This is a genomic window from Pseudomonas syringae CC1557, assembly GCF_000452705.1.
GTDB classification, from domain to species: domain Bacteria; phylum Pseudomonadota; class Gammaproteobacteria; order Pseudomonadales; family Pseudomonadaceae; genus Aquipseudomonas; species Aquipseudomonas syringae_F.
The window spans coordinates 29,359-53,629 of sequence record NZ_CP007015.1; the positions used below are offsets into that span (position 1 = coordinate 29,359).

Consider the following 24,271-nt stretch of genomic DNA (forward strand, 5'->3'; position numbering starts at 1 on the left):
ATCTACTGCCGGACGCAGGCCCCGGAGTTCGGGCAAGCCCCGCCCTCCCCGTCAATGGCGGCCTGGTGCTGTCCCGCCTTACGCCAAGAACCCGCACCGGGTCGCGACGGTGGCTGACATCGAGCAGCGCGCCCGGATGCTGTTCGATCCGCTCAAGCGACCTGCAGACAAGGCGCTGGTGTTCAAGCGGGCTTCCATCAAGGCTCTGACCGTTAACAAACACGCCTCCACGGTGGCCGCGTATTTCACGCGGCAGGCTCAGCACAACCAGATCGCTCCGGCCCACCGCCGGGCCATACGCCGGATCGATCAGCAGTATTTCGCGCTCAGGCGCGCCGTGTTCTCCGATCAACGCTTAACCCGCCAAGACAAGGCGCAGCTGGTTTCCGTGCTGACGTTCGAGCGGCTCAAAGCGCGTGAACAGTTCCACAACCCGAAACCCAACATCGAGGTAAATCTCATGGGCAGTGCAGCTATACGCAATCTCTTAGACGATGAAAAAGAAGACCCAGGCTTCAGCATTAGCGGCGCGAGGGGACCTGCCCCCGAAGGCGTGCGTGAACGGGTGAAGCGGGTCATGGATCGCTTCGCCAAACAGGTTGATCCAGTCGCCGCCAGTGAGCGGGCCCGCGACCTCAGCGCCAAGGATCTTTACACGCGCAAGGCCAAGTTCAGTCAGAACGTGCATTACCTGGACAAACAGACCGACAAGACTTTGTTTGTCGACACGGGCACCACCATTTCCATGCGCCGCACGGGCATCACCGAAGCCGGGGTGTCCGTAGCCCTCCAGCTGGCCCGGGAAAGGTTTGGCAGCACACTGACGATCAACGGCACTGCCGAATTCAAAAAGCTGGTGATCGAGGCGGTGGCCAAGAATGGCCTGGACGTGCATTTCACCGACAAGGCCATGAATCAAAGCCTGGCGGACCGCCGTGCAGAGCTGGATATCGAACGTGATGGCCAGAGCATTGGTCCTGCCACCGACTTGCCTCGGCACGTTGATGACGCCACACGGGACGTGCGGGACCAAGCGGATCACCTGGGCGTTACCGTGCCTATCGAAGCGCTGTATGGCCAAGGAAAAACGGCTGACCAGGTTAGCCAGGCGCTGGCCACCCAGCTCGACACTGTTCCCGAGCCGGAGCGCATTGCGTTCGTGGAGACGGTGGCCATCACCCTAGGCATTCCAGAACGCGGCCAGCCCAAGGGCGACCAGGCATTTGCACAGTGGCAGGCGCAGCGTGCGCAACCGGCTGCGAATTCCGCAGCATCAGCAACGTCTGAAGCGCAGGCCAATGTGCCGACGCCTTCAGACGCCGTGTCTGAACCGGTAAGCCCAGAAGCCGCGAAGCCTGCGCTGGCCAACGACCCTGACCTGCAGAGCCCAAGCGAGCTGGTCCGGCTTGAAGCGCAATGGCGTCGTGATTTCCCGATGTCCGAAGCGGAGGTCAGGGCCTCTGATACGGTCATGGGTTTGCGAGGTGAAGACCATGCCGTCTGGATCATTGCGACGAATGACAAGACCCCGGAAGCGGCTGCCCTGCTGACGGCTTACATGGAAAACGACAGCTACCGTGAAGCGTTCAAAGCCAGCATCGTCGCCGCTTACAAGCAAGTCGAAAACTCGCCTAAGTTGGTCGATGACCTAGACCACCTCACGGCGATGGCTGCCCAGATAGTCAATGAGGTGGAAGAGCGTCTGTTTCCGACACCTCAAGCAGCAACGGGCCAGACAGCTCCGTCCAGGAGCAAAGTCATCGAGGGCACGCTTATCGAGCATGGGGAAGCACCGTATCAGCACAATGACGACAACCAGATGAGCTACTTCGTGACGCTCAAGCCCGAGGGCGGTAAGCCCCGCACGGTGTGGGGCGTAGGGCTGGAAGAGGCCATGAGCGACGCGGATCTGAAGCAAGGCGACCAGGTACGTTTGCAAGACCTGGGCACCCAGCCTGTCGTGGTGCAGGTCATCGAAGAGGACGGCACTGTCACAGACAAAACGGTCAACCGCCGCGAATGGTCAGCGCAGCCGGTCGCGCCTGAACGGGAAGTGGCCGAGACCACGCCCAAGGGACAGGCCGCAGCAGCAGGCACACCGGAGCTGTCATCCCCGGATGAAGATGACGGTATGAGTGTGGATTGAACCGAGTGAGAACCCACCTCCTTGTGTGGAGGTGGGTCCCTTCCAGGCGACTCAGTAGATTCCTTGTAGCAAATTTTCCATAACTTATGTAAGTTATGTCACTTCAATAATCAGTATCAAGGGCAGTTCATGATCTTACTTTTAGGTGGTGAAAAAGGCGGCAGCGGTAAAAGCTGTCTGGCTCAAAACCTGGCCGTCTGGCTGCAGGCTCGCGGAGGTGACGTCCTGCTTCTAGATGCCGACCCTCAGGGCACAACCGCAGACTGGGCTGCTGAACGCTCTGCACAGGGAGACCTCCCTGCGATTCCTGTTGTGCAAGCACACGGCAATATTCGTCAAACGCTGACAGACCTTCGGGGCCGGTACAGGCAAATTGTGGTCGATGCTGGAGGATCTGATTCGGAGGCACTGCGGTCAGCTATGACGGTAGCAACTCATATGTTGATCCCTTTCCGGCCCAAGCGGCGAGATCTCAAGACCCTTCCAAAGGTCGATAACCTGGCACGACTGGCTACTGCAGTGAACCCAGCATTGAACGTGCGTGCAGTGATCACCCAATGCCCTGCCCTTCCTAGCCAGATACAGCGGATATTGGATGCCAAAGAAGCATGCCGCTCCTTCGGCATTCAACCTCTTGACGCGATTACTACAGCTCGCAATGTCTACGACGATGCGGATGAAGACGGATGTTCGGTCTTGGAGAGCAACTCTGATGCACGTGCTAAAGAAGAGATAGAGACGTTGGCAGCAGAGCTTTGGGGGGCTGCAAAATGGGATTGAAAGATTTGATTCGTAAGCCTGAGCAGGTCTCCCCGTCTTCGGAGGCCAACGACGAAGCAGCGCTGGCTTTCATATCTGCAGCGCCCGTTAGTGCCACGCCCGAGCCTAAGCGCAAGCGTAAGAAAGCTTCTACATTCGTACGTACTACTTTTTCCCTCTCCAAGGACGTTAACAGGCAGATAGATAAGATTTCTCTTTTGCCACGGACCTTCCGCATATCTAGATCCGATGTGATTCGGGCTGGAATCATGGCCCTCCAAGAGCTTGATAAGGCTGACCTCATTGCGCTGCTTGAGAATGCATCTAATGCTGAACCCATAACCGATTCTATGGAAGACGAGTAAGTGCTATAACTTACGTAAGTTATTACTGTTGCATAAATTACATCAGTACTTTCGTTGAAAGCCCCGCCACGCAAGGGTTATGGCCATGCGCACTAGGCTGAAAAGTTGGTGGAATATAAGCTTAAAAAAATGGCATTTTCATTGCGGATGGGGAATCCGGGTGATAGTGTTCACGCACTTTGCCTGCCCACCGTTGCTGGGATGCCATATTTTTCATGCTCGAATGAGCGTAGACGGGAAAATTTCTAACGATTTAGCCAAATAGCAGAAACCAAAAAGCCCCGCTTGCCGGCGGGGCTTTTTGGAAAAACTTGAACAGGCCTTGCTTTTTTCGAGAGAAGGAGACCTGTCCAACACACATAACGTGAGCTGATTATGGCGTTCACTGCGGCTTTGTGCAAGTCGTCAAAAGTGAAGCCATCAGTTCACCGCTGAACGGTGGACTTATGGAAAAGATTCTTCAGCGGCTGTGCGTTCTCGATGACCGCACCCTGCCCCCCCGGTTGACCCTTTGTGTCACACACTTTCACGCCGTTGGCCAACCTGCTGGCCAAGGCGGTGAAGCATGAGCCACGACAATGCGCTCAGCCTTTCCCTCGCGACCTCACTCATGGCCAACGCCGATCCGCTGGCCAGCAGCACTCACCTTCCGCCAGCGCGGTTTTTCGAAGACGGCACCGCGCTCAATCGGTTATTGCTGGAAGCGCCGTACATGGCGCGATGCAGCGATGACAAAACCGCGACCCGCGTTCGCCCTCGTGAGTACGCGCTTCGTTATCCCTATATGCAGGTCAATCGCCCCGGCATGGTGTCCTGGCTGGTGTTCGACCTGGACCACGCCAACGCCCTGGCCTGGGACGATGCCGGGTTGCCCGCGCCGAACCTGATGGTGCGTAACCGAAAAAGCGGCCATTCCCAATTGTTCTATGCCGTGCCGTCCGTGTGCACCACCGAGAACGCACGAGCCAAGCCGATTCAGTACATGAAAGCGATCTATGCCGCGTTTGCCGCTCGCCTCGACGCGGACGTGGACTACCACGGTGGCCCTGTGGCCAAAACACCTGGTCACCCCTGGTGGGAGACGACTGAATTCCACAGCCACGTCTATGAACTGGGCGAACTGGCGAGCGCGGTAGAGCTGACCGTCAAGCCATGGGCCACTGGTCCCAAGCTTGACCAGGTCAGCCATTCGCGGCACTGCATCCTGTTCGAGCAGCTGCGTTATTTTGCGTACAGCATCGTCAATCGCGAGCGCGAGCTGGGGTCGTTTGAGTCTTTCATGCGCTCGCTCGATGCGTATGCCTACAACCACAATAGCTTTCTAAAGCAGGGGTTTTCGGAAAACCTGCCCCTGTCGTCGATACGCGCTACGGTCAAATCCGTAGGCCGCTGGACGTGGGATCGCTACACCGGTGATCGCCGTTGCCACCGAGGGGCCATGCAGCTCGATGGCAGCTTGTCGCTCACGGAACGGCAGAGCCTGGCGGCCAAGCGCACTAATGAGCTGCGGCACAAAGCCACAGAATCTAAGATCCGCGCCGCGTGCAGGCAGCTTCAGGACCAGGGCAAAGCGTTGGTGCGTTCTGCCATTGCCACGCTCGCCGGCGTTTCGGTGAGAACGGTGGCCAGCTACACGCACATCCTTACCGAAGTTTTGCAACCGGCCACTGTGAGCGTTCTCAGGGCCAGCCGTAAGGCTGTGCCCGTACCACTTCGGCAAGATCGTTCACCCGCTACCCCACCCGTTCAGGCCCTCGTTGGCCAGCCTGCTGATGGCCGCGCCTCGGGTGTGCAATCCGGTGTACATCAGATATCTGCGGTCACGAAGGGGCCGCAAGTCGGAGAGCCCTTAAAAAAAGAACATGAGGATGGTTCATGATGGGGAGTGCGCGTATGAATTCAGTGCGTGCAGCTATTGCTTTCCGTGCTGCTGGTCGGCTTGAGTTGACGTGTTGAGGCTGTGAGTCGTTAACTGTACGTCCATACAGTTAACTCTGTTCCCAGCCAGGTTCGCTTCATGAACGTCAAAATACTCGGTCGGTTGTGCGGGTCCGGAAAGGTCATACCCTTCTACACTTTCAAAATCCCTGCCGGTTTTCCTAATCCTGCTGCGGACCACATCGAGCAGGACTTTTCATTCGACCGGTTGATGGATTTACGTGCGCCTCACATCTATGTGGCCAAGATCGATGGCGACAGCATGGAGGGTGCAAAGATTTTTCATGACAGCCTCGTTGTCGTGGATCGATCCAGAAAACCGTCCAGTGGAAGCATTGTCATTGCTGCCGTGAACAACGAGCCGCTGTGCAAAATCCTCATCCTGCAGGGTGACCATGTCGTGCTGAAGTCAGCCAACCCCGCCTATCCGCCTCGGCATATCCTGGAAGGCGAAGAACTGTCGATATGGGGCGTGGTGAGACATGGCGTCACGAGCTTTGAGTAACAAGCCAACGCCGGTGTTTGGCCTGGTCGATTGCAACTCGTTTTATGCCAGCTGTGAGCGGGTGTTTCGACCGGACCTGGCCAAGGTTCCCATAGTGGTTCTTAGCTCAAATGATGGTTGTGTCATTGCCCGCAGCTACGATGCAAAACCGTATGTGAAAATGGGTGCGCCTTATTTTCAGATCAAGGACTTACTGCGTCAGCACGGCATCCAGGCGTTCAGTAGTAATTTTGGGCTCTATGGCGACCTGAGTCAGCGCGTGATGGCCATCATAGAATCCATGGTACCTGCCGTTGAGGTTTACAGCATTGATGAGGCGTTCGCAGACCTGACCGGTATGCCTGGCAATTTGACCGAGTTAGGAAGATCGATTCGATCCAAGGTCTACCGTTGTACCGGCATTCCGGTGGGTGTGGGGATTGCACCGACCAAGACCCTTGCAAAGTTGGCCAACCACACAGCTAAGCGTATCCAGGCGCATACCGGCGGGGTCGTGGACATTTGCGACCCTGTAAAACGCGATTGGGTGTTGCGCAATACCTCTGTCGGTGAGGTCTGGGGCATCGGTCGAAAAATGAAAGCGCACCTAGAGGGCATGCAGATCCTGTCGGCCAAGGACCTCGCTATGGCAGATCCCTGGATGCTGCGCAAAACGTTCAGCGTTGTGATCGAGAAAACTGCACGCGAGCTTGCGGGTACCGCGTGCCTGGAGCTGGACGAAGTCGAACCCCCACGCCAGGAGATTTGTTGCAGCAGAATGTTCGGCAAGCGATTGACCGAGCTGGGGCCGATCAAGGAGGCGGTGGCCACCTACATGATGCGTGCGTCTGAAAAACTACGCGCCCAGGGCTCCGTGTGTAAAAAGATCAGGGTGAGTATCCGCACTGGCATGTTCAATCTTGACGAGGCCAAGTATGCGAATGGGGCACTGGTCCAGCTGCCCTACCCCACCAACGATGTGAGGGTGATGACCCAATACGCGACGGAGGCTGTTTCGCGGATATTTCGACCAGGCTTTAGGTACAGCAAAGCAGAAGTGCTTCTGATGGATATCTGCCAACCAGGTGAATTTACCGATGACCTTTTCATGACCAATCAGCCGGCGAGTTCGGATCGACTGATGGCTGCTTTGGATTCAATCAACGGCAAGTGGGGACGTGGAACGCTGCGTACAGGATCAGTACCGGTTACTCCGGATTGGGGCATGCGGCGTGAGCAGATGAGCCAGAGTTACACGACGCGCCTCGATCAGTTGTGGGTCGTAAAAGCTAAGTGACCAAGTCAACAAGGTTGCTCCGTAGATACGGTATGCCATACGCTCGTTGACGTAGACACGAAAAGGAAACTCACATGACTTATACGCAAATTACGCCTACTCACGATTGGTTTTTTCGGCACGACGGCGTTAGACCGAACGATCCTCCGATTCTCTATCAAGTGGCAGCTTGGGCTCTAAAATCTCCTGATGCAAAAGGCCAAACCGCAGTTGTGGGGCTGATAGCTGCGATTTTTCCTGGGGAAGGTGGTCGAAAGCTACATGAGCCTCCACCGGTCGAAGGCTATTACATACACCGTGAACAACTGACTGAGGTTGAACTCGAGTGTTTGAAAAAGCGCTAGGCTTCGCCATGTGATCAAAAGGCCCCCTCGCTTGCACAGAGCGAAGGGGGCTTTTTTTATGCCCGCTGGAAAAGTGAACCTAATGTTGTGCATTACCAGGCTAAGACCTGCTGTTTTATTAATTACCAAATATTAATTAATAACTACCTTGCATTTAGGCCCATATGGGCCTAATATGACCTTGTTGGTGGCACGCAGAGAGCCACTCGAACCTGAGGGGGCTAGTCGTTGCCACCTACGAGGAACGAGATGAGACTTTCAGATGTAGCGACTATCCGGACGAATTTTCCAGAGGCTCATTTTTGGATAATTCGCCGGGGTTCAGCAGAACGATGCGGCGCACCAGGGCGAGTGTTCAATCCTGAACACATAGGTGTCCTGGTGAACCGAACAGACATCGTTTTACCTGACTACCTTTTCTACGCGTTGATGCATGTGCATCAGCAAGGCTACTGGGAAAGGTTGGCAACAGGGACGCTGAACCTGGTCAACATCCGTGTTTCAGACGTTCAGCGTATCGAACTGTCACCACGGTGAAGAAGGGGCCGCAAGGCCCCAGTCTTTACGTTCCTCAGTGTGTTTTATTAATTGGCAATTAATAATTATGATTTATGAATTAATGGGATGACAATGAAGATTGAGCTACCTGGTATCCCTGAACAGCAGAGATTGATTTTCGAGATGGCTACTCGCGAGGCGATAAAGCAGCTCGAAGCAAACCTGCACGCACCTAGCATTCCTGGTCCGAAGGATCTGGACGAGGCTTTGTTTCCGCGTACTCACCTGTTGCGTAAGCATGAAGGATGGGAAGCACCTCACGCAGAAATAGTCAGGTCCTATTTCCGGCACTTCCAGGACCATTTCGACGCGTATGCGACGGATAAAAAGCTGGCGGGATTACTTCGCATCGCATCAGACAGACGGATTAGGAAGTTCAAGGAGGGGAGCCAAGACGTGCCTTACGAGATCTGGCGAAATTTTCTAATCCTTACAGGTCGAGTGCCACAGGATATCGTGCCGATTCTGGCATTCATGGGCTAATAGAAGGAGAAGGTAGTTAAAGAAGGTGCTGGGGATGGGTGCAACCACCCCCAGCGTGAACACAATCAACCTGGTGGAAAATCATGCTCAACATGAAATGTATCACAGCTCGTCCTTTGCTGTTACGTGACCTTGCAGACCCTAAATATCGCTATTGGATAAAACAGTTTGCCGGTGAGGTTGCAGCACCCTGCGTCGCCGAGTCGCTCATGTCGTTCCTTAGTAAGCATTCCCTAATCACCTGAAAGCTGTTTTTGGCTGCAGCGAATGGCCTCTGCGTGTCCGCTCGGATACGCAGGGTGCTGTGCCGTCCAATCGTGGGCTAAGGGAATGGCATATGACCTCTTATGCGCTTACTGGAGCGGTCATCGATGACGAAGGTGTTACTACGATCATCAACGAATTCACCACCAGTGCAGCACGTGCAGCTGAGTGGATCCGCTTCTACACAGGCAACAGTTTTACCGGCACGTTGATCCTTATAACGACAGACATCGACGGTATCAAAGCCAAGCGACGGGTCGTTTTAGATCGTTGAGAAGGGGTATGGACCGATCTGCACTGGATCGGGCTTGACTAGAAGCCCAGCAAAGCTGATTATTAATTGTTATTTGCTAATTATTAATTGCGAATTAATTTAGGAGGCCCCCATGGGCACAATCGTGGTCGTTGGCGGGAACAAAGGCGGCGTAGGCAAAACTACCACTGCCGTAAACGTATCAACTGGGTTGGCAATGGAAGGCTACGATGTCTGCCTGGTAGATGCGGATGCGCAACGCAGCGCCTCGAAATGGTACGCAGAGCGTGAGGCAGCACAACTGGAACCGAAGATCACCCTGATTGAAAAACGCGACAACATCACGATTACGCTGCGAACACTGAGCGAGAAATTTGATTATGTGATTGTCGACGTCGCTGGTAGAAACTCGCGTGAATTGATCACCGGAGCAGTAGTGGCCGACATCATCATTGCTCCAAACCAATGCAGCCAGCTCGATCTGGACACCCTTGGGGAGCTGCAAGAGCAAGTCTTGCGCTGCAGAGATCTAAACCCAAACCTGCAGGCATATGCCTATCAATCTATGGCTTCCCCAAACCCTGCAGTTCGTATCACTGAGAGGCGCGAATTCCTGGAATTTCTTTCCGAATATCCTGAGATCAAGCCTTTGGATTCAGTCGGCTTCTATCGGAAAGCATACAAAGACTCCATTCCTTCGGGCATGTCAGTTTTAGAAGGGAAAAACCGTGAAGCAGCCAACGAGATAAAGAGTCTGTTGAAAGAGGTGTTCCATGGCAGTTAAAAAGGCGAGTGAGACTGCAAATAGGAGGGGGCAGATCAGCGAGGAAGCATCTGAACGTCTGGCCCGAGAGCTTGCTGACAAGCCTTATGACTCCACCCCGTTGGCAAAGGCACCGGATAAGCGGAAGCCAGTTCCCGTATCGATCAGCTTGCCCCCAGGCATACTGGAAAAAATTGAGGACGATGTGCGTGAAAACAAGCGCTCCGGGAAAGCACACAGGACGGTCAGCGCTATTGTCAGGCATGCGTTGGAAGCTCAAGGGTACAAGCTGGATTAACCGAAATTTAGCAATTAATAATTGTTAAATATGAATTGCTAAAGATTGCTCGCGCAAGGCCAACCGAGGCGAAAGCCGAGAGGTTTCCGGGTCTAATACGAAGAGGGTGCCAAGGGCGCCCTTTTTTGCCTTTGCGCATGGTCGCAGTAGGGTGTAACCAGTCGATTAAATGGAACGGCAGGGCAGGGCGGCGTCTCTCAGTAGGACATCTACATGTTCCAGTGAGGCTCTATGTGCAGCCATTACGAAGCACCGTCACCGCATCTGGTCGCCGAGGCATTCGGAGTAGCACCGTTCGAGCAAGGCAGACTTGATTTGTGGCCTGGTTACATAGGCCCATTCCTGCGTAGCCCTGACGGACGTGCCGAAGACGAAGAATCTCCTGCTGCTATGGAGGTGCTGACTGGCTCCTTTGGGCTGATCCCGTCTTGGAGCAAGGACAGTAAAATTGGCAGGCGCACGTACAATGCTCGGTCAGAGACAGCTGCAGAGAAACCGTCGTTCCGGCATGCATGGCGCCACGCGCAACACTGCATTATCCCGGCGGTTGCCATATATGAGCCGGACTGGCGATCGGGCAAGGCAGTTGCCACGCGTATAGTCCGTGCAGACGGCGAGCTGCTGGGCATTGCGGGCCTATGGGAGCAGTGGCGCGATCCGTCCACCGACCAGCTCCTGCACAGCTACACCATGCTGACCGTGAATGCGGATGATCACGACTTCATGAAGGCGTATCACAAGCCCCAGGACGAAAAGCGCATGGTAGTAGTGTTGCCCAAGGGCTCGTATGCGGACTGGTTGACTGCGCGGCCAGAGCAGAGCATGACGTTTATGAACCAGTACCCGGCAGATCGGCTGATTGTGGACATGTGATAGCCTTACTTGGAGCCGGTGACCGACAGGGTGGCGTGTCACGCTGGCTGTCACCGGCCACCAAGCCGTAGGCGCGGTAGCATTGGTGGTAAAGGCTGCGCTTGGGGATGTAGTACAAATGTGCTCCCCCCGCCAAGGTGGCTTCATAGGTTGACACTGGCGTCATCTTTTAGTATGGTTCTTCCATCTGGATATATACGGAGCTTCTGCCCCTTGGGTCTGAGGTGTTCAGATGCTGCCATTGGTTCCGGCCGTGCCGGTTGATGGGATAAACGCCCTAAAGGCATCCGCGAAACCCCCTTAACCGGGGGTTTGCTTTTTCTACTTCCTGCCTTTTCCCATTCTCAGCGCACTATTCCTTGCTGCTTTGATGGATGTCCCGCGAATTTTATTCAAGAACAGCTTCCACGCTTTGATCTTGTCTGCCTTTTTGAAATTAACTGGCTCGTTTTCTGCGTCTTCGTCGCCCCTCACGTAGGCGCTTTCGATAAACAGCTTCAGTGTGTTTTTGCCGTCCCCTTTGCGTACATTGAAATAGATTTCATACTTCGTGTCGGGCGCATAGCCTGGCATCTCTGTGCCTAATTCCAGTGTCAGAAAGTTCTCTTTGCCTGTGAAAAAACAGCGACGGTCGGCGAACGACGCAATGATTCCGGGGAGCAGAAAGGACAACTCATGGCGCTCCGAGTGAAATGCCCGCCGGATGTTGCGTGAATCAATCACTAAGTGCTCATACCCGAGCGCTGAGAAGTCGATTGTCTGTTTTTGCTTAGGGCCGCGGCTCACGCAATGGGAGCTGTATTCAACTGACACCGTTAGGGTGACAGAGGGATTTCCGGGCGCCGGAGGGATAACCACGACAATTGTCGTATCTTTGAGATGGTCCAGCAGCCAGCAGACGCCATCAATCTCAATGTGATGAGCTTTCTGGTGGTCCGACCAATACTTTCCTTGCACTGCAGATTTCCTACTCCGGTTTATGCTGTGCAGAGTATGTTGGTGATAGAGCTTACTTCAACCACTTTCCCGCAGGCGTAACAAGCAGGTTCAGTATTTCACTTTGAACGTCGGTGAATCCTCTGGCCTTTGGCCGCGCCTATCGTATAGCCGCGTGGTACTGATGTTGGCATGGCCCAGCCACATCTGCACCTTAGCGATATCCGCATCATGCTCCAGCGCATTGGTTGCCGCTGTTGCTCGCAAACCATGCACACCCAATCGCTCGACCTCGATGCCTGCCACGCGCGCCCACTGCGCAACAATGGTGTAAAGGCCGTTCGCTGTGATACCAGCACCTGTCGTGGTCCCACGCATCGAGCGAAACAGCGGACCTGGCGCAGCGTCTCGTTCAACATCCCGTTCTAGGTACGCATAGATACGCTCGGCAGCCACTGGATGGAGCGGCAGAAAGCGGATCTTGCTGCCTTTGCCATGCACCCGCAGGTGTTTGATGCCACGTCGCTCCTGCAGATCGCCGGTCTTTAGTTGCGCCGCTTCCTCCCGACGCAGGCCGTGGTACAGCAGCACGGCCAGAATTGCCCGGTCGCGCAGCCCCTTGAGCGTTTCAGTGTCCGGAGCATCAAGCAGCTGCTTGGCCTGGTGATCACCAAGGGCCGGTGTCTTGCCTTCATTGCTCTCGATATGAGGCCGTTTTACGCCATGCACGGGATTGCCGCCGGCGACCGCGTTGTTCTCCAGGAGATGATCGAACAAGCTGGCCAGCGCCGCCAGTTTGCGCCGGATCGTGGCACCGGCCAGACCTCGCAGCTCCAACTGTGCGCGCCAGGCTAAAACGTGAGAGCGGGTCACAGCGCGAAATTCCTCGGCACCGGCCAGCCCGACAAAGCTGCAGAAGTCCTGCAGGTCATTCTGGTACGCACGACGCGTGCGCGGGTTGTCAATATTGGCGAACCACTCTACTGCCGCAGGCATCGCAGCCAGGTGCTGAAACTCCGCAGCCGTCAGCCGACGCTCAGGTTGGATAACAAGCTCGGACATCTAAGCTACCTTCCAGTTTTTTATGTGGATCACCCGGCAACGATGGACTACTTCCTCGACGCGAGGATGGCGCGGTGAGCTGGTGTAGATCTCTGTACCGTAGAAGGGAAGAGCGCCTAGGAAGTCTTTCAGCACAGCATCAACTTCAAGTGAAAGCAAAACCAATGTTTTGAAGGCGTTGGGCACTTGGTCTTTCTCGAATATGGCCCATCTATCCGTCATGGCCCGTTCTGCCTTTCCCTCCCTGTCCCATTCCCTGGATTTGTGGTGAACCAGTGCGTTACGCGCTTTGACCAGGCCTTTGAGGCTATTGAACGCAGGTCCGTTCTCATTGAGGGAGCGACCGCAGATGAGACGAGGAACAATCATCCACTTGCCAAGTAGGTCCATTTTATCCAGGTATAGGGTGGCCACCTTGTCACCCAGCTGGATGGCTGCCAAGTCAAAAACAGCAGCTTCGATGGCCATGGCTGAAAAGACGATGGTCTTGATGCCGTTAGCAGCCTTTCGGTCCTCGCGGTCCATAGCTCCGGTGGGATCGTAAGGAGGGCAAAACAGGGGACTGGGATCTGCAGCATCGTCAAGGAAAAATGCGAAGGCGTTTTCCGCAATTCTTGCGTAGGTGTCCGCCATAGTGTCGACACGGATGTAGGTGTCGCGGATCTGAAAGGGGTCTGAGCTGCTCATCAGCGTCCTGGCTTGAAAGTGGTGATAACGTATTTTATCACCAGTTTTTGACGGAGCTAAGCGACTTTTCTCTTTACGCACACGAGACGCCACAAAACGCCTTGACTTATACTGATTTTGATATAATGTGCGTGTACACCTTCGGGTGTAAAGCAAGACATAGGTGTGGACCTATGGCATTCCTGCCGGGAGTGCAAGATTTTCTGGATTGCGGCGCGCCGTCGCAGTTCAAACAAGCAGGTGACCAAGCTGGGGAACGCTGATGGCTTACTCATATACTGAGAAAAAACTCAATTTTATCAAAAACTTACTAAGGTATTACCAATGGCAGAGGTATCGAAGTTAGTAGATTTTTGTGGCAGCAGTGAAAAGGATATCGCGAGCTTTCCACCCGTTATTCGTGACCGAGTGGTCTACCAGCTTGACTTGGTAAAGCACGGAGAAGATCCATCCAACTTCAAGCCTGTGAAAACTGTTGGACCAGGCGTATACGAGATTAAAATTCGAGCAAAACAAGGGGCTTTTCGCGTGTTTTATGTGGCGAATCGAGCAGGCGTGATTTCGGTACTGCATGCGTTTCAGAAAACCACTAAAAAGACGGAAAAGCGTGACATTGATCTTGCGAAAACAAGATTGAAGTCGCAGGGCTAAGACGGACTGGCACCCCCTTGCATCTGCTAGGGGTTAAGCATTAGGTGCACTACGATAGCCCTAACCCTATGAGGTATGTATCGAGTAAATTCATCAATCGAGGTAAATATGATGACAAACGAACGCCACGCCAATATTTGGGATGCGTTGGTTGAGTCGCCGGAAGAAGCTGAAAATTTGCAGTTACGTTCGACGCTGATGCGGGCACTCACCCGAAAGGTACGCTCTTGGGAGCTTGCCCAAAAGGACGCAGCGCTGAGATTGAAGGTAACGCAACCTAGGCTGAACGACCTGCTTAAAGGGAAAATTGATAAATTTTCCCTTGATGCTTTAGTGAAGATGTTGCCCGGCGCAGGCCTGCAGATTGAAGTGACAGTCAGAGAGCGCTCTGAAGCGTAAGTTTCAGTCTTACACAGAGGCTCTGCCTGGCTTGATGTTGACCAGCAGCGCATTAGCTGGATCAAGCTCACAGCTTAGCGCGTTCGCTTTCACAGCTAGCGCGTTATACGCGCCCCTGTCCTGCCCCCAATTCGCGTCGCAGAGTAAAGACGTATTCTGGCTGTTGGAACAATAAGTAGGGCACTGATATTAACTGATAGTGCTTTGAAAGAAATAAGCAAAAAGTTCTGATTGAGATTTTATATTGAGCTTACTGTAAAAATTTCTTCGATGTACTTTAACTGTCTCTGGGGATACCGATAGCTTTCCAGCAATTTCGCTATTTGAAAAACCACTCAAAGCCAGCTTTAAAACTTCAATTTCACGCCCCGTGAGTTGTGGAGCAAGCTCTATAATCTTGTCCTGCCATTGCTGGGGTCGAGAGCTTTCTTTTTCTTCAACATCAGAAGCTATACGTTGCTTCATCAAAGCCAATACCCAAGGTTTGATTAAGTCGAATATAGCAATATGCTCCTGAGTAAACCGACTTTTGCTACCCATGGATAAACAAAGTGTTCTTTCAGAGTCAAGCTGAACGTTATACTGAACTTCATCTACTGATACGAATTGTTCAAAATAAAGATGATAGTACTCTGTTTCCAAAAAGTGAGTCGGTGCAATGTCCAAGAGATGAAAGAAACCGCTTTGCTGATTTTCTCGATTAGCTATGTAGAAGGGGTCAAGCATGTATAGCCCTTTGACATACCGGTTGAGCAGCCCATCTATTTCTTCTTCGTCAGCGGTATCAGGATAGCAAATTGCCTGTACCCCTTCGCTGCCAAACATCAGCACAACCCAGTTGTCGACTGGTGCATATTCCTTCAGCAATCTGACTAGCGAATTCCAAAACTCAGGCCGGTTGAGCTTTTCGATTAGTTTCGCTATCGATCTGTGCCAAATTTGGCCCTGGAGCTGGTTTGGCATCGTCTACCCCTATTGGGTTATTTAAAACCTGACTTGATACGTTTATATTGCGCCCTCATGGATTCGGTACCTACCAATGGGGACTGACCAATGGCATGGAGTAAGCCTATGAAAAGCGTTCGTATGTTGACCATCATTACTGCCTCTTTGTTCAGCGCTGGGCTAAATATTGCGATTGCGAGCCCAACCAGCGTGCATCTATACAACTGGTATGCCTTCATTGCACCAGATACCCCTAAAGAATTCGAGCACGAAACCGGCAGCAAACTGCTCATTGACTCCTTTGACAGCGCCGAGATCATGCAGAGCAAGGTCATGGCTGGGCGCACGGGGTATGACGTAGTAGTAGCTACCTCAAACGTGTTGCCGAGCTTGATCATTGCAGGAGTGCTCCAACCTCTGGATCGTAGCCAGCTCGGCAACTGGTCGCACCTTGATTCCGAAATACTGGCTAAGGTTTCTGTTAATGACCCTGGAAACCAGTACGCAGTGCCCTACCTTTGGGGGACTACCGGAATCGGATATGATGTCGATAAGATAAAGTCCGCACTAGGTGATGACGCTCCGGTGGATAGTTGGGATTTGGTGTTCAAGGAAGAAAATATTAGTAAGCTCCAGCAGTGCGGTGTAGCAATGCTCGACTCTCCGAGTGAAATTATTTCGATTGCCTTGCACTACCTTGGTCTGCCTCACAACAGCAAAAACCCAGACGACTATCAGAAAGCTCAAGCCTTATTGCTCAAGATTCGTCCTTATGTACGCTATTTTGACTCATCTAAAATTGATGCTGATCTGGCTGATGGTAATATTTGTATGGTTGTAGGATGGGCAAATGGTGCGCTTGCAGCGCAAGAGTTGAATGAGAAAAACAAAACTGGACGTCGGATAGCATACTCCATCCCTCGCGAAGGCGCTTTGGTATGGTCAGAGAATATGGTGTTGTTGAAGGATGCCCCTCATCCACAAGAAGGCATGGCGTTTATAAACTACATGTTGCGCCCTGAAGTGATTGCTAAAACTTCAAATCACACCCTTTACCCTAGTGCTAATAAAGATGCAAAGCAGTTTGTAGAGCCAAAACTTAGAGATAACGCTTCGGTTTATTTGGATAAAGATACTATTAGTAGGCTTTTCCCTTTAGAGCCCCTTCCGTTGAAGCTAGAGCGAATTCGCACACGCGCTTGGGTCAAAGTGAAGAGTGGTATTTAAGCCGGAAATTTTGCCGTGAATATTGAGCGCGTTTTGCGTAGATTCGTCTAAGTAGAACGCTCAAGTGATGGTATAGATTCGAGGACAGAATCAGCTATGACTACCTCAGTCGCTGTACTAGAAAAACCACACCGGGATGAAATCAAAGAGCTGGTGCAACTCGTTAGAATGGATGAGAAATATGCTGCGTTGGTTGCAGACGGTTTCTTACCTCTCGATGTGCAATCGAGTATATATAACTTCCAGAGAAAAAGCCGTATAGAGGAGTTATCTCAAAAATATGGCCTGATTTAACGAGTTTTCATCTATTCAGACTGTGTCTTTTTGGACGGGTTATTGTATGCGATGAATTTATCGGTAAGACGGATGATTTCCTCAAGACTTTCAGGAGAATCGACCTGATTGATTTTTTCTGAAAGTTCTTGTCGGAGCGATATCAATCGCGTGCGGAGAACATCTTGGCCACCAGGTAGCAGCTCTCCTGGAGAGACGTTGAAAACGGTTGCGATTCTTACCAACTGCTCGATGCCAGGCAGGTTTATGCCTCGTTCGTAACGTCCTATCAGCGGAGCGTCGCAGCCAATCTTTTCCGCCAAGTCCGCTTGGCTCAACGTAGAAGACTTCCGAAGGGCTTTGATTTTTGCTCCTACCACGCTCCTGAGAGTGTCCACAGTGTCTCCAAAAAAAAACCAATAATTTCATCTGCTTGCGCCTTCACAAAGTCACAAATGTGTCTATTAGATACAAAAGTGTTTACTTTTTTTTCTGTTCCATCTATTTTGTTTCCTAGAAATCCGTTTCCTGATTGAGCTCCTTCGATCCAGAAGCGGATAGAGCCGGCTCTCTATGGCTCATGATTCTCCCCTGGGCCCAGCGGTTCCGGAATTCGAAAGAGCGCCTGATCGAAAGGTTCTGATTATGAAAAACTGGCATGTTTTGATGCACAATTCTGCCGTTTATCAGTCACTTATGACATTGATAGAACGGTTAGACGTTGAGGTGTATTCCCCCGTCAGAATCACCTCTCGCAAACGTACGGATCGCCCTTCGTCGATAGAAAAGGAGGTTCGTTTGTTTCCTGGCTATCTGCTGCTACGGTTCGATCCCGAGGTGACACACACCACAACCATCACAGCGTTGAATGGTGCCCATGGGTTCGTTCAGTTCGGCGGTCGAACCTGTGTTTTGCAGGACTCTACGGTAGAGGAATTAAAGGCTGCTGCGCTGATTCGATCTAACCGTTCACTTGATTGCATCGAGTTTCGCAATGTGCCGACAGAGCTAGAAAAAACTCTCCGGCTGATCATCGACATGAAGTCTGAAGCTGCCCGTAGGGCGGCTTTCTTCGCGCTTCTATCGCAGAACGCCGCGCTGGAGCGACTTGTCGGGCGTTCTGGGACCGTTTTCTATTCGACGGTGAACGCCGCCTAGGCATTACCTATTTTCACGATTTCCCATTTCACCGCCAGGTCTTGCTTGGCGGTGTTTTTTTGCGTTCTCACAGCCCTTAGGAGTTCCCATGGCGTCATCCGAAGATGAAGCAACCACCAAGACATCAAGCGTATATATCCGACCGATCAGGGTGGAAGCACTGAATAAAGCCGCGATACGGGTGAGTTATGAAACCAACAGCTCCAGGCAGATTTCGCCTTCTGACCTCGCTCGGTATCTGATCGATAACTTTCTTGAAAAAGCCGTCGAGAAGCTGATTGAAGATTCTCAAGGGCGGCCTTCTGGGAAGCCTCTCACTACTACCGACTAGAAGGAATTTGCAATGCTCACCACCAGTGCCTTTCCTGGCCCTGGCTATGCAATGTGCTCCCTCGATACACCCTTCCACGCTTACCCCCATCGTCAAGACAGAATCTTCCTTCAATCCCTATGCCATTGGCGTGGTCGGCAAAGTGTTGCCGCGTCAACCGCAAAGCCTGGATGAAGCTGTATTAGTGGTGAAGCAGCTGGTGGAGGAGGGCGCTAATTTCAGCATCGGCCTGGGCCAAATCAACCGGCAGCATTTCGATGTCAGTCGACCCGAACCTGTGTTCGAACCCTGCACCAACTTGCGCATGGCAGCGCGAGAGCTACAGGCCTGCTATGTAAAGGCCAGTAAAGCCGATCCTGATGTGCAAAGCGCTTTGCACAAAGCCATTTCCTGTTACTACAGCGGCAACCCCAAACGTGGCTTTAAGGCCGAGGCCGAATTTGGTGGCAGCAGCCATGTGCAGCGTGTGCTGGCCAACGCAGGCGGTACCACCGTGACCGTCCCTGCGCTGGAAGGCGGCTCCGCTGAGCCAAGCCAGCTCCAGCGCGCTCAGGCCCCGGTATCCGCCGTTGAGCCGACCTATGAAAGCTGGGACGTGCTGCGTCAGTACCCGCGCTATCTGCCACCTGCACCACCGTCTGTTTCTGCTCCACCGGCTGCGCCAGCTCCTCCAGCTGTATCCCCTGAAGAACCCTCAACTCTCCCTAAAGAGGATCAATGATGATCAAACGTACCCTTGTGCCCAACAAAGGCGAGCTGGGCATTCTGCTGGTGGCTCTGGCCTACCTGCCCGGTATCGCCTCCGCTGACTGGCTCACCACGCTGAACCAGTGGGGCAGCAATATCCGCCTGGGCCTTTACACCCTGGCGGGCACCCTGGGCCTGATTTGCCTGATCTGGTCAGGTGCCCAGTGGCTGATTGCTCGCTCCACGGGCGACCGCTCGCACACCTTCATGGACTACCTGGAGCAGGTAGGTGTGCTGCTGGTCGTTGGTGGATCTGTGCTCCTCGGCACAGCGGCTTGGCAGGTGTTCGGCACCGGCGTGCCGGGTTGACCAGGAGCGCTTATGGCCAGTAACGAAGTACTCAAGAAACTGACCTTCGAAAGCTACAACGCCATGAGTCGGCCTGCGATGTTCTGGAACATTCCCATCATGCCGATGGTGGGGTTGCTGATGGGCGGCTTGGTCTTCGGTGTTGCCGCGACGTTCCTGCTGTCCTGGGTGTGGGGCCTGGTTGCTGCCTCCCCGTTCCTGATTGCCCTCATTGCCTTGAGGGTCGTGGGCCTGATCGATCCTCAGTATTTGCGCCGTATCCGCTTTGCACGGCGGCGTCTCTGGCTGAATCTCAAGTACGGCAAACCGTTATTGCTGACCCCTTTTAATCCGCAATGGAGCGAATTCTATGGCGCACGATTTTCACACAAGCGTTATGCCCCCGGAAAAGAAAGTGCCATTGATGCGCTATCCGGTCCACGAACACATGGTGACCCTACCCGGCAATCGCCTGGTGAGCCTGATCCAGTTAAAGGGGGTTTCCAGTGAAACCCGCAGTGATAACGAACTGATCCAACTGTTTCACAACCTCAACCGCTACTTCCTGGCCCTGGGCAAAAAGGAAGGCAAGCACCTGATGCTGCAAACCTACATCACCAAGACAGGCATCGAGCTGGACACGCAATACACCTTGCCGCTGCCCGCGCTGCAGGACTTCGTGGACGCTTACACGGCACCCTTTCGCAACGGCACCTTCTTCCAGGTCGGGTACAGCATTGCGCTGATCCTCAAGTACCGCGAGGTTGATGAAGGGATCGAGCGTATGAGCGACCTGTTGTCACTTTCCTCTACGTTGCTGGCCGAATATGACCCGGTCATCATGGGCCTTGAGGAAAGCGAACACGGTGCATTGTTCTCGCAGATCGGGCGCTACTTCAGCCTGTTGATTAACGGGCACGAAAAAGACGTGCTGGTCAGCGACACCCGCTTGGGTGACGCGATCATTGATAGCGTCACCAACTTCGAAAACTACGATTTTGTCGAGAACCGGCCCAATCGGGGTGGCCAGCGTTTCGCGACTACCTTTGACCTGCGCGACTACCCCAGTGGCGGGACCTACCCCGGTATGTGGGACGAGGCCATCGAGCAGCAGTTCGAGTTCACCCTGGTGCAAACGTTTCTGTTCGAAGACCGCAACAAGGCCAAGGACAAATTCAAAAAGCACGTGGCGGATCTGGGTTCGGTCGAGCGCGATTCAAAGCAAACCGAGGAGCTTGAAAATGCCATCGATGCCATCACCCTGGCGACAAGGCGTTTGGTCGTTATCACGCCTCGCTGATCGTCTACGGCAACACCCCGGACCAGGCCATCGAGAACGGCACGAAAATGGCGTCGGTGTTCACGGTGCGTGACGCGACCTTTGTGCGTTCGACCATGAGCAACATCGACACCTGGTACACGCAGTTCCCCGGTGTGACCGAGGCCATGTACCCCATGATGAAGTCGACCGAGAACCTGGCGTGCAGCTTTTCCCTGCACTCCACTCCCACGGGCAAGGTCAAGGGCAACCCCATCGGTGATGGAACGGGCGTGATGCCGGTGCTGACGGTCAACAAGGCCTTATATGTGCTCAACGTGCATGACAGCCCACCCGGCCAGAACAACCTCGGTGAAATGCTGCCAGGTCATGCGGTTTACACAGGCCAAACGGGGGGTGGGTAAAACCACCGCTGAGGCCATCCTGCTGACCTTTCTCAGCCGCTTCGATCCGCTGATTTTCAGCATCGACTACAACGAGTCTTTGAGACATCTGCTGTGTGGGTTGGGTGCCGAGTATTACACCGTGCAGCCTGGGCACTTCACCGGCGTCAACCCGTTTCAGTTTCACGACCGTCCTGGGTTGCGGCAAATGCTGAATGATCTGGTGCTGTGCTGCGCCGGTGGTCCAGCGAAGACCGATGAAGCCGACCAGCGCACGATCAAGGATTCGGTCGAAGCGGTCATGGCGCATACCAATGTGCGACTTCGGGGCATGTCGCTGCTGCTGCAAAACATCCCCCATCGGGGTGGCAATTGCCTGCACACCCGGCTGTCGAAATGGTGCCGTTTGCCGGTGAAGGCCGCGAAGGTCAGTACGCCTGGGTTCTGGACTCGCCGATCAACCAGTTCAATGCGCAGACCTACCGGCGTCTGGCCTTTGACTGCACGCAGTTGCTCAAAAACGACTACGCCGAGAAGCACCCCGAAGTCATGGAAGCGTTTCTGAACACGTTGTTCTACATGAAACGCGAAATGCACGAAGCCCGCCCCGGCAATCTGCTGTTGAACGTGGTGGCCGAGTATTGGGCACCGCTGTCGTTCAAAAGCACGGCGGACGCAATCAAAGAGGTCCTGCAGAGCGGACGCATGCGCGGGGAAATCCTGATCATGGACACCCAGTACCCCGAGCAAGCACTGGCGACGCCTTACGCAGCAGCCGTCATTCAGCAAGTGACAACGCCTATCTGGCTCCCAAACAAGAAAGCCCAGGCCGAGAGCTACGCCAAGTTCGGCGTCACCGGCAAGGTGTTTGAGGCAGTGCGTGATATGGGACCGCTGAGCCGGGAAATGGTGGTGCAACAGGGGCACCAGACGGTGAAGCTGAAAATGGAGCTGGACGGCCCGCTCAAGTATTGGTTGCCGCTGTTATCCGCCACTCAAAAGAACCTGGCAGTGGCTGAACGTATTCGGCAACACCTGGGCACGACCGATCCCATGGTCTGGGTCGATGCGTTCCTGGTGGCCGAGGCTGTGCGCCAATGGTTGAACACCGACGATCCCGCTGTATGGCTGCCCGCGTTCGACTATGCCGAGGGCCTGCGCCAGTCCATGAAGACGCGGGATGCACAGCGCTGGATGCCGGCCTTTCAAAAAGCCTGGAAAGCCCTTCAGGAACAGAATGAAATCGAGGTTTCGTCATGAAAAATCACGTGATGGCTTACGCGCTTAGCGCGCTCATGTTGACCACAGTCCTGCCTGCTGCGCATGCGGCAGTACCAGGCGTTCCGGTCCTGGATCCGTCTAACCTGCTCGCGCTGAAGGCGAATGCGTTGGCCCAGGCCAAGCAGGCGATGGACGCGCTGAGCACGGCCAAAGACGCGATCACACAGACCGCGCAGCAATACAACCACTACAAAAGCATCATCACCGGCAACGACATGTTGGGTGGGTTCCTGAACGACCCAGCCTTGAACAAGGTAATGCCTCTGGGGGACTGGGCCGATGTGTATAGCACGGGACGGGATATCGCCAGTTTGCGTGACCGCTACGGCTTAACTTCGGATAATGCCAGCGTGCAGGCGAAATTCGATCAGATGATGTCGGCTGCCGATGCGCTGGAGCGCAATTACAACGCCAGCACTGAACGGGTCAAGAACGCCGAGCTGCTAAGGGCCCGGTTAAACGAGGTGCAGACCCCACAACAGAAGGAAGATCTACAGCTGCGTTACCAACAGGAGCTGATCGAGCAGCAAAACCAGCAGATGCGGCTGGCCAACATGCAGATGCTCCAGCAGCAGCAAGAGAAAATGGAAAATGAACAGCGGGCCCAAGCGTTTAGTGATTACATGAAAGGTAAAACTAGCGTACGGCCTAGCTACGATTGATTACTAAGTTCACAAGGGAATATGACCTATGCTTAAAAAAATGAGTTCTTTGTTTTGTTTAGTGCTGTTTGCATTTGCACTGTCCGGGTGCGGTGATGATAAAGGGCAAGAATTTGTTGGGCGATGGACCGGTGAAAATAAAACCAGAATGGGCAAGCCAACCTATGTGATGGATATATCAAAGGATGGAGAAGTCTTCCACATTAACCTTGAAACCACAGCTGATATTGTGGGGTATGGGAAAATGAAAAAAGACCTGCAGCGACTTGAAGCAAAAGCAGAGTCAGACAGTGTGCTAAGCATGGCCGGTGGTCTTGCAACCATGCGCTTGGAAGGTAAGGTTATTCACTTCGACGGCACAACGTATAGCCGATCAAAATAACGGAGGCGGCATGGACGTAACAAAAATAGCCCAGACGTTGTTTGATTTCGTTGATGCCGCTCTGCAAAGCGCTTTGGTCACCGGCATGGCAAAGGTGATGCTGGGACTTGGAGCGCTATTCGGAACCATGTGGTTGATCAACTTCACGCTTCGAAACATTCAATGGTTGTACCGTGGCATGAACGTCGCTTTCGAAGACGTGGCGAAAGAAATTGCAAAAATGGCTTTTATCACCGCATGTGCATTCAACCTGGAGTGGTACGTAAATACAATCGTACCCTTTGTCACCGGCCTCCCCAATTGGATGGGGGGGCCATGTCCGGCCAGGAGGGCGTGCAAACCAACCAGATAGACAGTTTGATTGCTACGTATATCGAGAACCTGCAAGCGCTTAAAAGTGCCATGAACTTCAATATCATAACAACCAGTTTTGCTAATGTTTGGTTGGGTATTCAAGGAGTGGTGTTTTATGTGCTCGGAGGTATCCCGTTCTTGCTCGCCGCCGTTGCCACGCTTTTTGTGCTGAAGGTGTCGACAACGGCTATTGTATCCGTAGGGCCTCTATTCATTGCCTTTCTGTTGTTTGATCAGACCAAGCAGTATTTCTGGGGTTGGGCATCAGCCATCGGAGGCTTTATGTTGGCTCAGGTACTGGTTTCGGTCGTGCTTGCTATCGAGATTGGCTTTATCAACACTGCGATGATCAAAGATGGTTCTTTAAACACCTCTCTGGCGGGTAATTTCGTCATCCTGCT

28 protein-coding genes and 3 pseudogenes are annotated in these 24,271 nt (G+C 53.4%); 26 read left to right on the forward strand and 5 right to left on the reverse strand.

The annotated features are described in order from the left end of the window. Positions 1 to 577: 577 nt before the first annotated feature. The 13 genes from N018_RS28455 (at position 578) to N018_RS25605 (ending at position 10,825) form a co-directional block, all read left to right on the forward strand. The gene (locus N018_RS28455; protein ID WP_324294029.1) at positions 578 to 2,146 is read left to right on the forward strand and encodes an LPD7 domain-containing protein; all 1,569 of its coding nucleotides are present in this window, start codon (positions 578 to 580) and stop codon (positions 2,144 to 2,146) included. Positions 2,147 to 2,275: 129 nt separating this feature from the next. Beyond that, positions 2,276 to 2,926, forward strand: a complete 651-nt coding sequence (locus tag N018_RS25555; protein WP_003407061.1) for an AAA family ATPase — start codon at positions 2,276 to 2,278, stop codon at positions 2,924 to 2,926. Next, on the forward strand, positions 2,917 to 3,270 hold the full coding sequence (locus N018_RS25560; RefSeq protein WP_003407059.1) for a hypothetical protein: 354 nt from the start codon (positions 2,917 to 2,919) through the stop codon (positions 3,268 to 3,270). The genes N018_RS25555 and N018_RS25560 overlap by 10 nt, the downstream gene beginning before the upstream one ends. A gap of 565 nt (positions 3,271 to 3,835) precedes the next feature. Beyond that, on the forward strand, positions 3,836 to 5,149 hold the full coding sequence (locus N018_RS25565; protein ID WP_025391100.1) for a replication initiation protein: 1,314 nt from the start codon (positions 3,836 to 3,838) through the stop codon (positions 5,147 to 5,149). Positions 5,150 to 5,287: 138 nt separating this feature from the next. Beyond that, positions 5,288 to 5,713 carry a LexA family protein gene (locus tag N018_RS25570; protein ID WP_005782533.1) on the forward strand — a complete coding sequence of 142 codons (426 nt, stop codon included), beginning with the start codon at positions 5,288 to 5,290 and terminating at the stop codon, positions 5,711 to 5,713. Continuing rightward, a complete protein-coding gene (locus N018_RS25575) occupies positions 5,691 to 6,989 on the forward strand; it encodes a Y-family DNA polymerase (protein ID WP_051476212.1) in 1,299 nt (432 codons plus the stop codon). Before N018_RS25570 ends, N018_RS25575 begins: the two co-directional genes overlap by 23 nt. 74 nt (positions 6,990 to 7,063) lie before the next feature. Beyond that, positions 7,064 to 7,333: a hypothetical protein gene (locus N018_RS27095; RefSeq protein WP_031597914.1), complete on the forward strand. Its 270-nt coding sequence runs from the start codon at positions 7,064 to 7,066 to the stop codon at positions 7,331 to 7,333. Between the two features lie 249 nt (positions 7,334 to 7,582). Continuing rightward, complete coding sequence (locus N018_RS27100; RefSeq protein WP_074454502.1) at positions 7,583 to 7,870, forward strand: hypothetical protein; 288 nt, start codon at positions 7,583 to 7,585, stop codon at positions 7,868 to 7,870. Positions 7,871 to 7,963: 93 nt separating this feature from the next. After that, positions 7,964 to 8,374, forward strand: a complete 411-nt coding sequence (locus N018_RS25585; protein ID WP_016569388.1) for a hypothetical protein — start codon at positions 7,964 to 7,966, stop codon at positions 8,372 to 8,374. A gap of 337 nt (positions 8,375 to 8,711) precedes the next feature. Continuing rightward, complete coding sequence (locus N018_RS25590; protein ID WP_003348581.1) at positions 8,712 to 8,912, forward strand: hypothetical protein; 201 nt, start codon at positions 8,712 to 8,714, stop codon at positions 8,910 to 8,912. 112 nt (positions 8,913 to 9,024) lie between these two features. Then, positions 9,025 to 9,675 carry an AAA family ATPase gene (locus tag N018_RS25595; RefSeq protein ID WP_025391103.1) on the forward strand — a complete coding sequence of 217 codons (651 nt, stop codon included), beginning with the start codon at positions 9,025 to 9,027 and terminating at the stop codon, positions 9,673 to 9,675. Beyond that, positions 9,665 to 9,952: a hypothetical protein gene (locus N018_RS25600; RefSeq protein WP_025391104.1), complete on the forward strand. Its 288-nt coding sequence runs from the start codon at positions 9,665 to 9,667 to the stop codon at positions 9,950 to 9,952. The genes N018_RS25595 and N018_RS25600 overlap by 11 nt, the downstream gene beginning before the upstream one ends. A 231-nt stretch (positions 9,953 to 10,183) precedes the next feature. Further along, a complete protein-coding gene (locus N018_RS25605) occupies positions 10,184 to 10,825 on the forward strand; it encodes an SOS response-associated peptidase (RefSeq protein WP_025391105.1) in 642 nt (213 codons plus the stop codon). Between the two features lie 321 nt (positions 10,826 to 11,146). On the opposite strand, the gene N018_RS25610 is transcribed toward N018_RS25605, so the two are convergent. From N018_RS25610 to N018_RS25620, 3 genes are all read right to left on the reverse strand, one after another. Beyond that, positions 11,147 to 11,782, reverse strand: a complete 636-nt coding sequence (locus N018_RS25610) for a hypothetical protein (protein ID WP_025391106.1) — start codon at positions 11,780 to 11,782, stop codon at positions 11,147 to 11,149. Between the two features lie 90 nt (positions 11,783 to 11,872). Continuing rightward, positions 11,873 to 12,823, reverse strand: a complete 951-nt coding sequence (locus tag N018_RS25615) for a tyrosine-type recombinase/integrase (RefSeq protein WP_025391107.1) — start codon at positions 12,821 to 12,823, stop codon at positions 11,873 to 11,875. Continuing rightward, on the reverse strand, positions 12,824 to 13,510 hold the full coding sequence (locus tag N018_RS25620) for a hypothetical protein (protein WP_025391108.1): 687 nt from the start codon (positions 13,508 to 13,510) through the stop codon (positions 12,824 to 12,826). Between the two features lie 324 nt (positions 13,511 to 13,834). Here N018_RS25620 and N018_RS25625 point away from each other — a divergent pair, with 324 nt between their 5' ends. Next, positions 13,835 to 14,161, forward strand: a complete 327-nt coding sequence (locus tag N018_RS25625; protein ID WP_025391071.1) for a type II toxin-antitoxin system RelE/ParE family toxin — start codon at positions 13,835 to 13,837, stop codon at positions 14,159 to 14,161. A 111-nt stretch (positions 14,162 to 14,272) separates the two neighbouring features. Beyond that, entirely contained in the window at positions 14,273 to 14,560 is a 288-nt protein-coding gene (locus N018_RS25630) for a helix-turn-helix domain-containing protein (RefSeq protein WP_025391072.1), read from the forward strand. A gap of 189 nt (positions 14,561 to 14,749) precedes the next feature. Here N018_RS25630 and N018_RS25635 read toward each other — a convergent pair whose 3' ends face one another. Further along, positions 14,750 to 15,523 (reverse strand): helix-turn-helix transcriptional regulator, encoded by a 774-nt coding sequence (locus N018_RS25635; protein ID WP_017279416.1) that lies wholly within the window; start codon positions 15,521 to 15,523, stop codon positions 14,750 to 14,752. 108 nt (positions 15,524 to 15,631) lie between these two features. Between N018_RS25635 and N018_RS25640 the strand changes: the two genes are divergently transcribed. Together N018_RS25640 and N018_RS25645 are read left to right on the forward strand one after the other, a co-directional pair. After that, positions 15,632 to 16,732, forward strand: coding sequence for a polyamine ABC transporter substrate-binding protein (locus N018_RS25640; RefSeq protein ID WP_025391073.1), 1,101 nt, complete (start codon positions 15,632 to 15,634; stop codon positions 16,730 to 16,732). Between the two features lie 96 nt (positions 16,733 to 16,828). After that, positions 16,829 to 17,026 (forward strand): hypothetical protein, encoded by a 198-nt coding sequence (locus N018_RS25645; protein WP_025391074.1) that lies wholly within the window; start codon positions 16,829 to 16,831, stop codon positions 17,024 to 17,026. Positions 17,027 to 17,037: 11 nt separating this feature from the next. Here the strand turns inward: N018_RS25645 and N018_RS25650 are convergent, their stop codons facing one another. Then, positions 17,038 to 17,403, reverse strand: coding sequence for a helix-turn-helix domain-containing protein (locus tag N018_RS25650; RefSeq protein WP_025391075.1), 366 nt, complete (start codon positions 17,401 to 17,403; stop codon positions 17,038 to 17,040). 247 nt (positions 17,404 to 17,650) lie between these two features. On the opposite strand from N018_RS25650, the gene N018_RS25655 reads away from it, so the two are divergent. The 9 genes and pseudogenes from N018_RS25655 to N018_RS28790 form a co-directional block, all read left to right on the forward strand. Further along, positions 17,651 to 18,163, forward strand: coding sequence for a transcription termination/antitermination NusG family protein (locus N018_RS25655; protein ID WP_010199861.1), 513 nt, complete (start codon positions 17,651 to 17,653; stop codon positions 18,161 to 18,163). A gap of 88 nt (positions 18,164 to 18,251) precedes the next feature. Beyond that, positions 18,252 to 18,494 carry a hypothetical protein gene (locus N018_RS25660; RefSeq protein WP_017279420.1) on the forward strand — a complete coding sequence of 81 codons (243 nt, stop codon included), beginning with the start codon at positions 18,252 to 18,254 and terminating at the stop codon, positions 18,492 to 18,494. 12 nt (positions 18,495 to 18,506) lie between these two features. Beyond that, positions 18,507 to 19,215 (forward strand): annotated as a pseudogene (locus tag N018_RS25665) (lytic transglycosylase domain-containing protein). Further along, a complete protein-coding gene (locus N018_RS25670) occupies positions 19,215 to 19,550 on the forward strand; it encodes a hypothetical protein (RefSeq protein WP_025391077.1) in 336 nt (111 codons plus the stop codon). Before N018_RS25665 ends, N018_RS25670 begins: the two are co-directional and overlap by 1 nt. Before the next feature lie 12 nt (positions 19,551 to 19,562). Further along, complete coding sequence (locus N018_RS25675) at positions 19,563 to 20,039, forward strand: VirB3 family type IV secretion system protein (protein ID WP_040118647.1); 477 nt, start codon at positions 19,563 to 19,565, stop codon at positions 20,037 to 20,039. Continuing rightward, positions 19,954 to 22,451, forward strand: a pseudogene (locus tag N018_RS25680) (VirB4 family type IV secretion system protein). Before N018_RS25675 ends, N018_RS25680 begins: the two are co-directional and overlap by 86 nt. After that, positions 22,448 to 23,134 carry a P-type DNA transfer protein VirB5 gene (gene virB5, locus N018_RS25685; RefSeq protein ID WP_025391079.1) on the forward strand — a complete coding sequence of 229 codons (687 nt, stop codon included), beginning with the start codon at positions 22,448 to 22,450 and terminating at the stop codon, positions 23,132 to 23,134. The pseudogene N018_RS25680 and the gene virB5 overlap by 4 nt, the downstream one beginning before the upstream one ends. A gap of 28 nt (positions 23,135 to 23,162) precedes the next feature. Next, positions 23,163 to 23,516 (forward strand): hypothetical protein, encoded by a 354-nt coding sequence (locus N018_RS25690; protein ID WP_025391080.1) that lies wholly within the window; start codon positions 23,163 to 23,165, stop codon positions 23,514 to 23,516. A gap of 178 nt (positions 23,517 to 23,694) precedes the next feature. Continuing rightward, positions 23,695 to 24,158, forward strand: a pseudogene (locus tag N018_RS28790) (type IV secretion system protein); the annotation flags it as partial. Between the last annotated feature and the right edge of the window lie 113 nt (positions 24,159 to 24,271).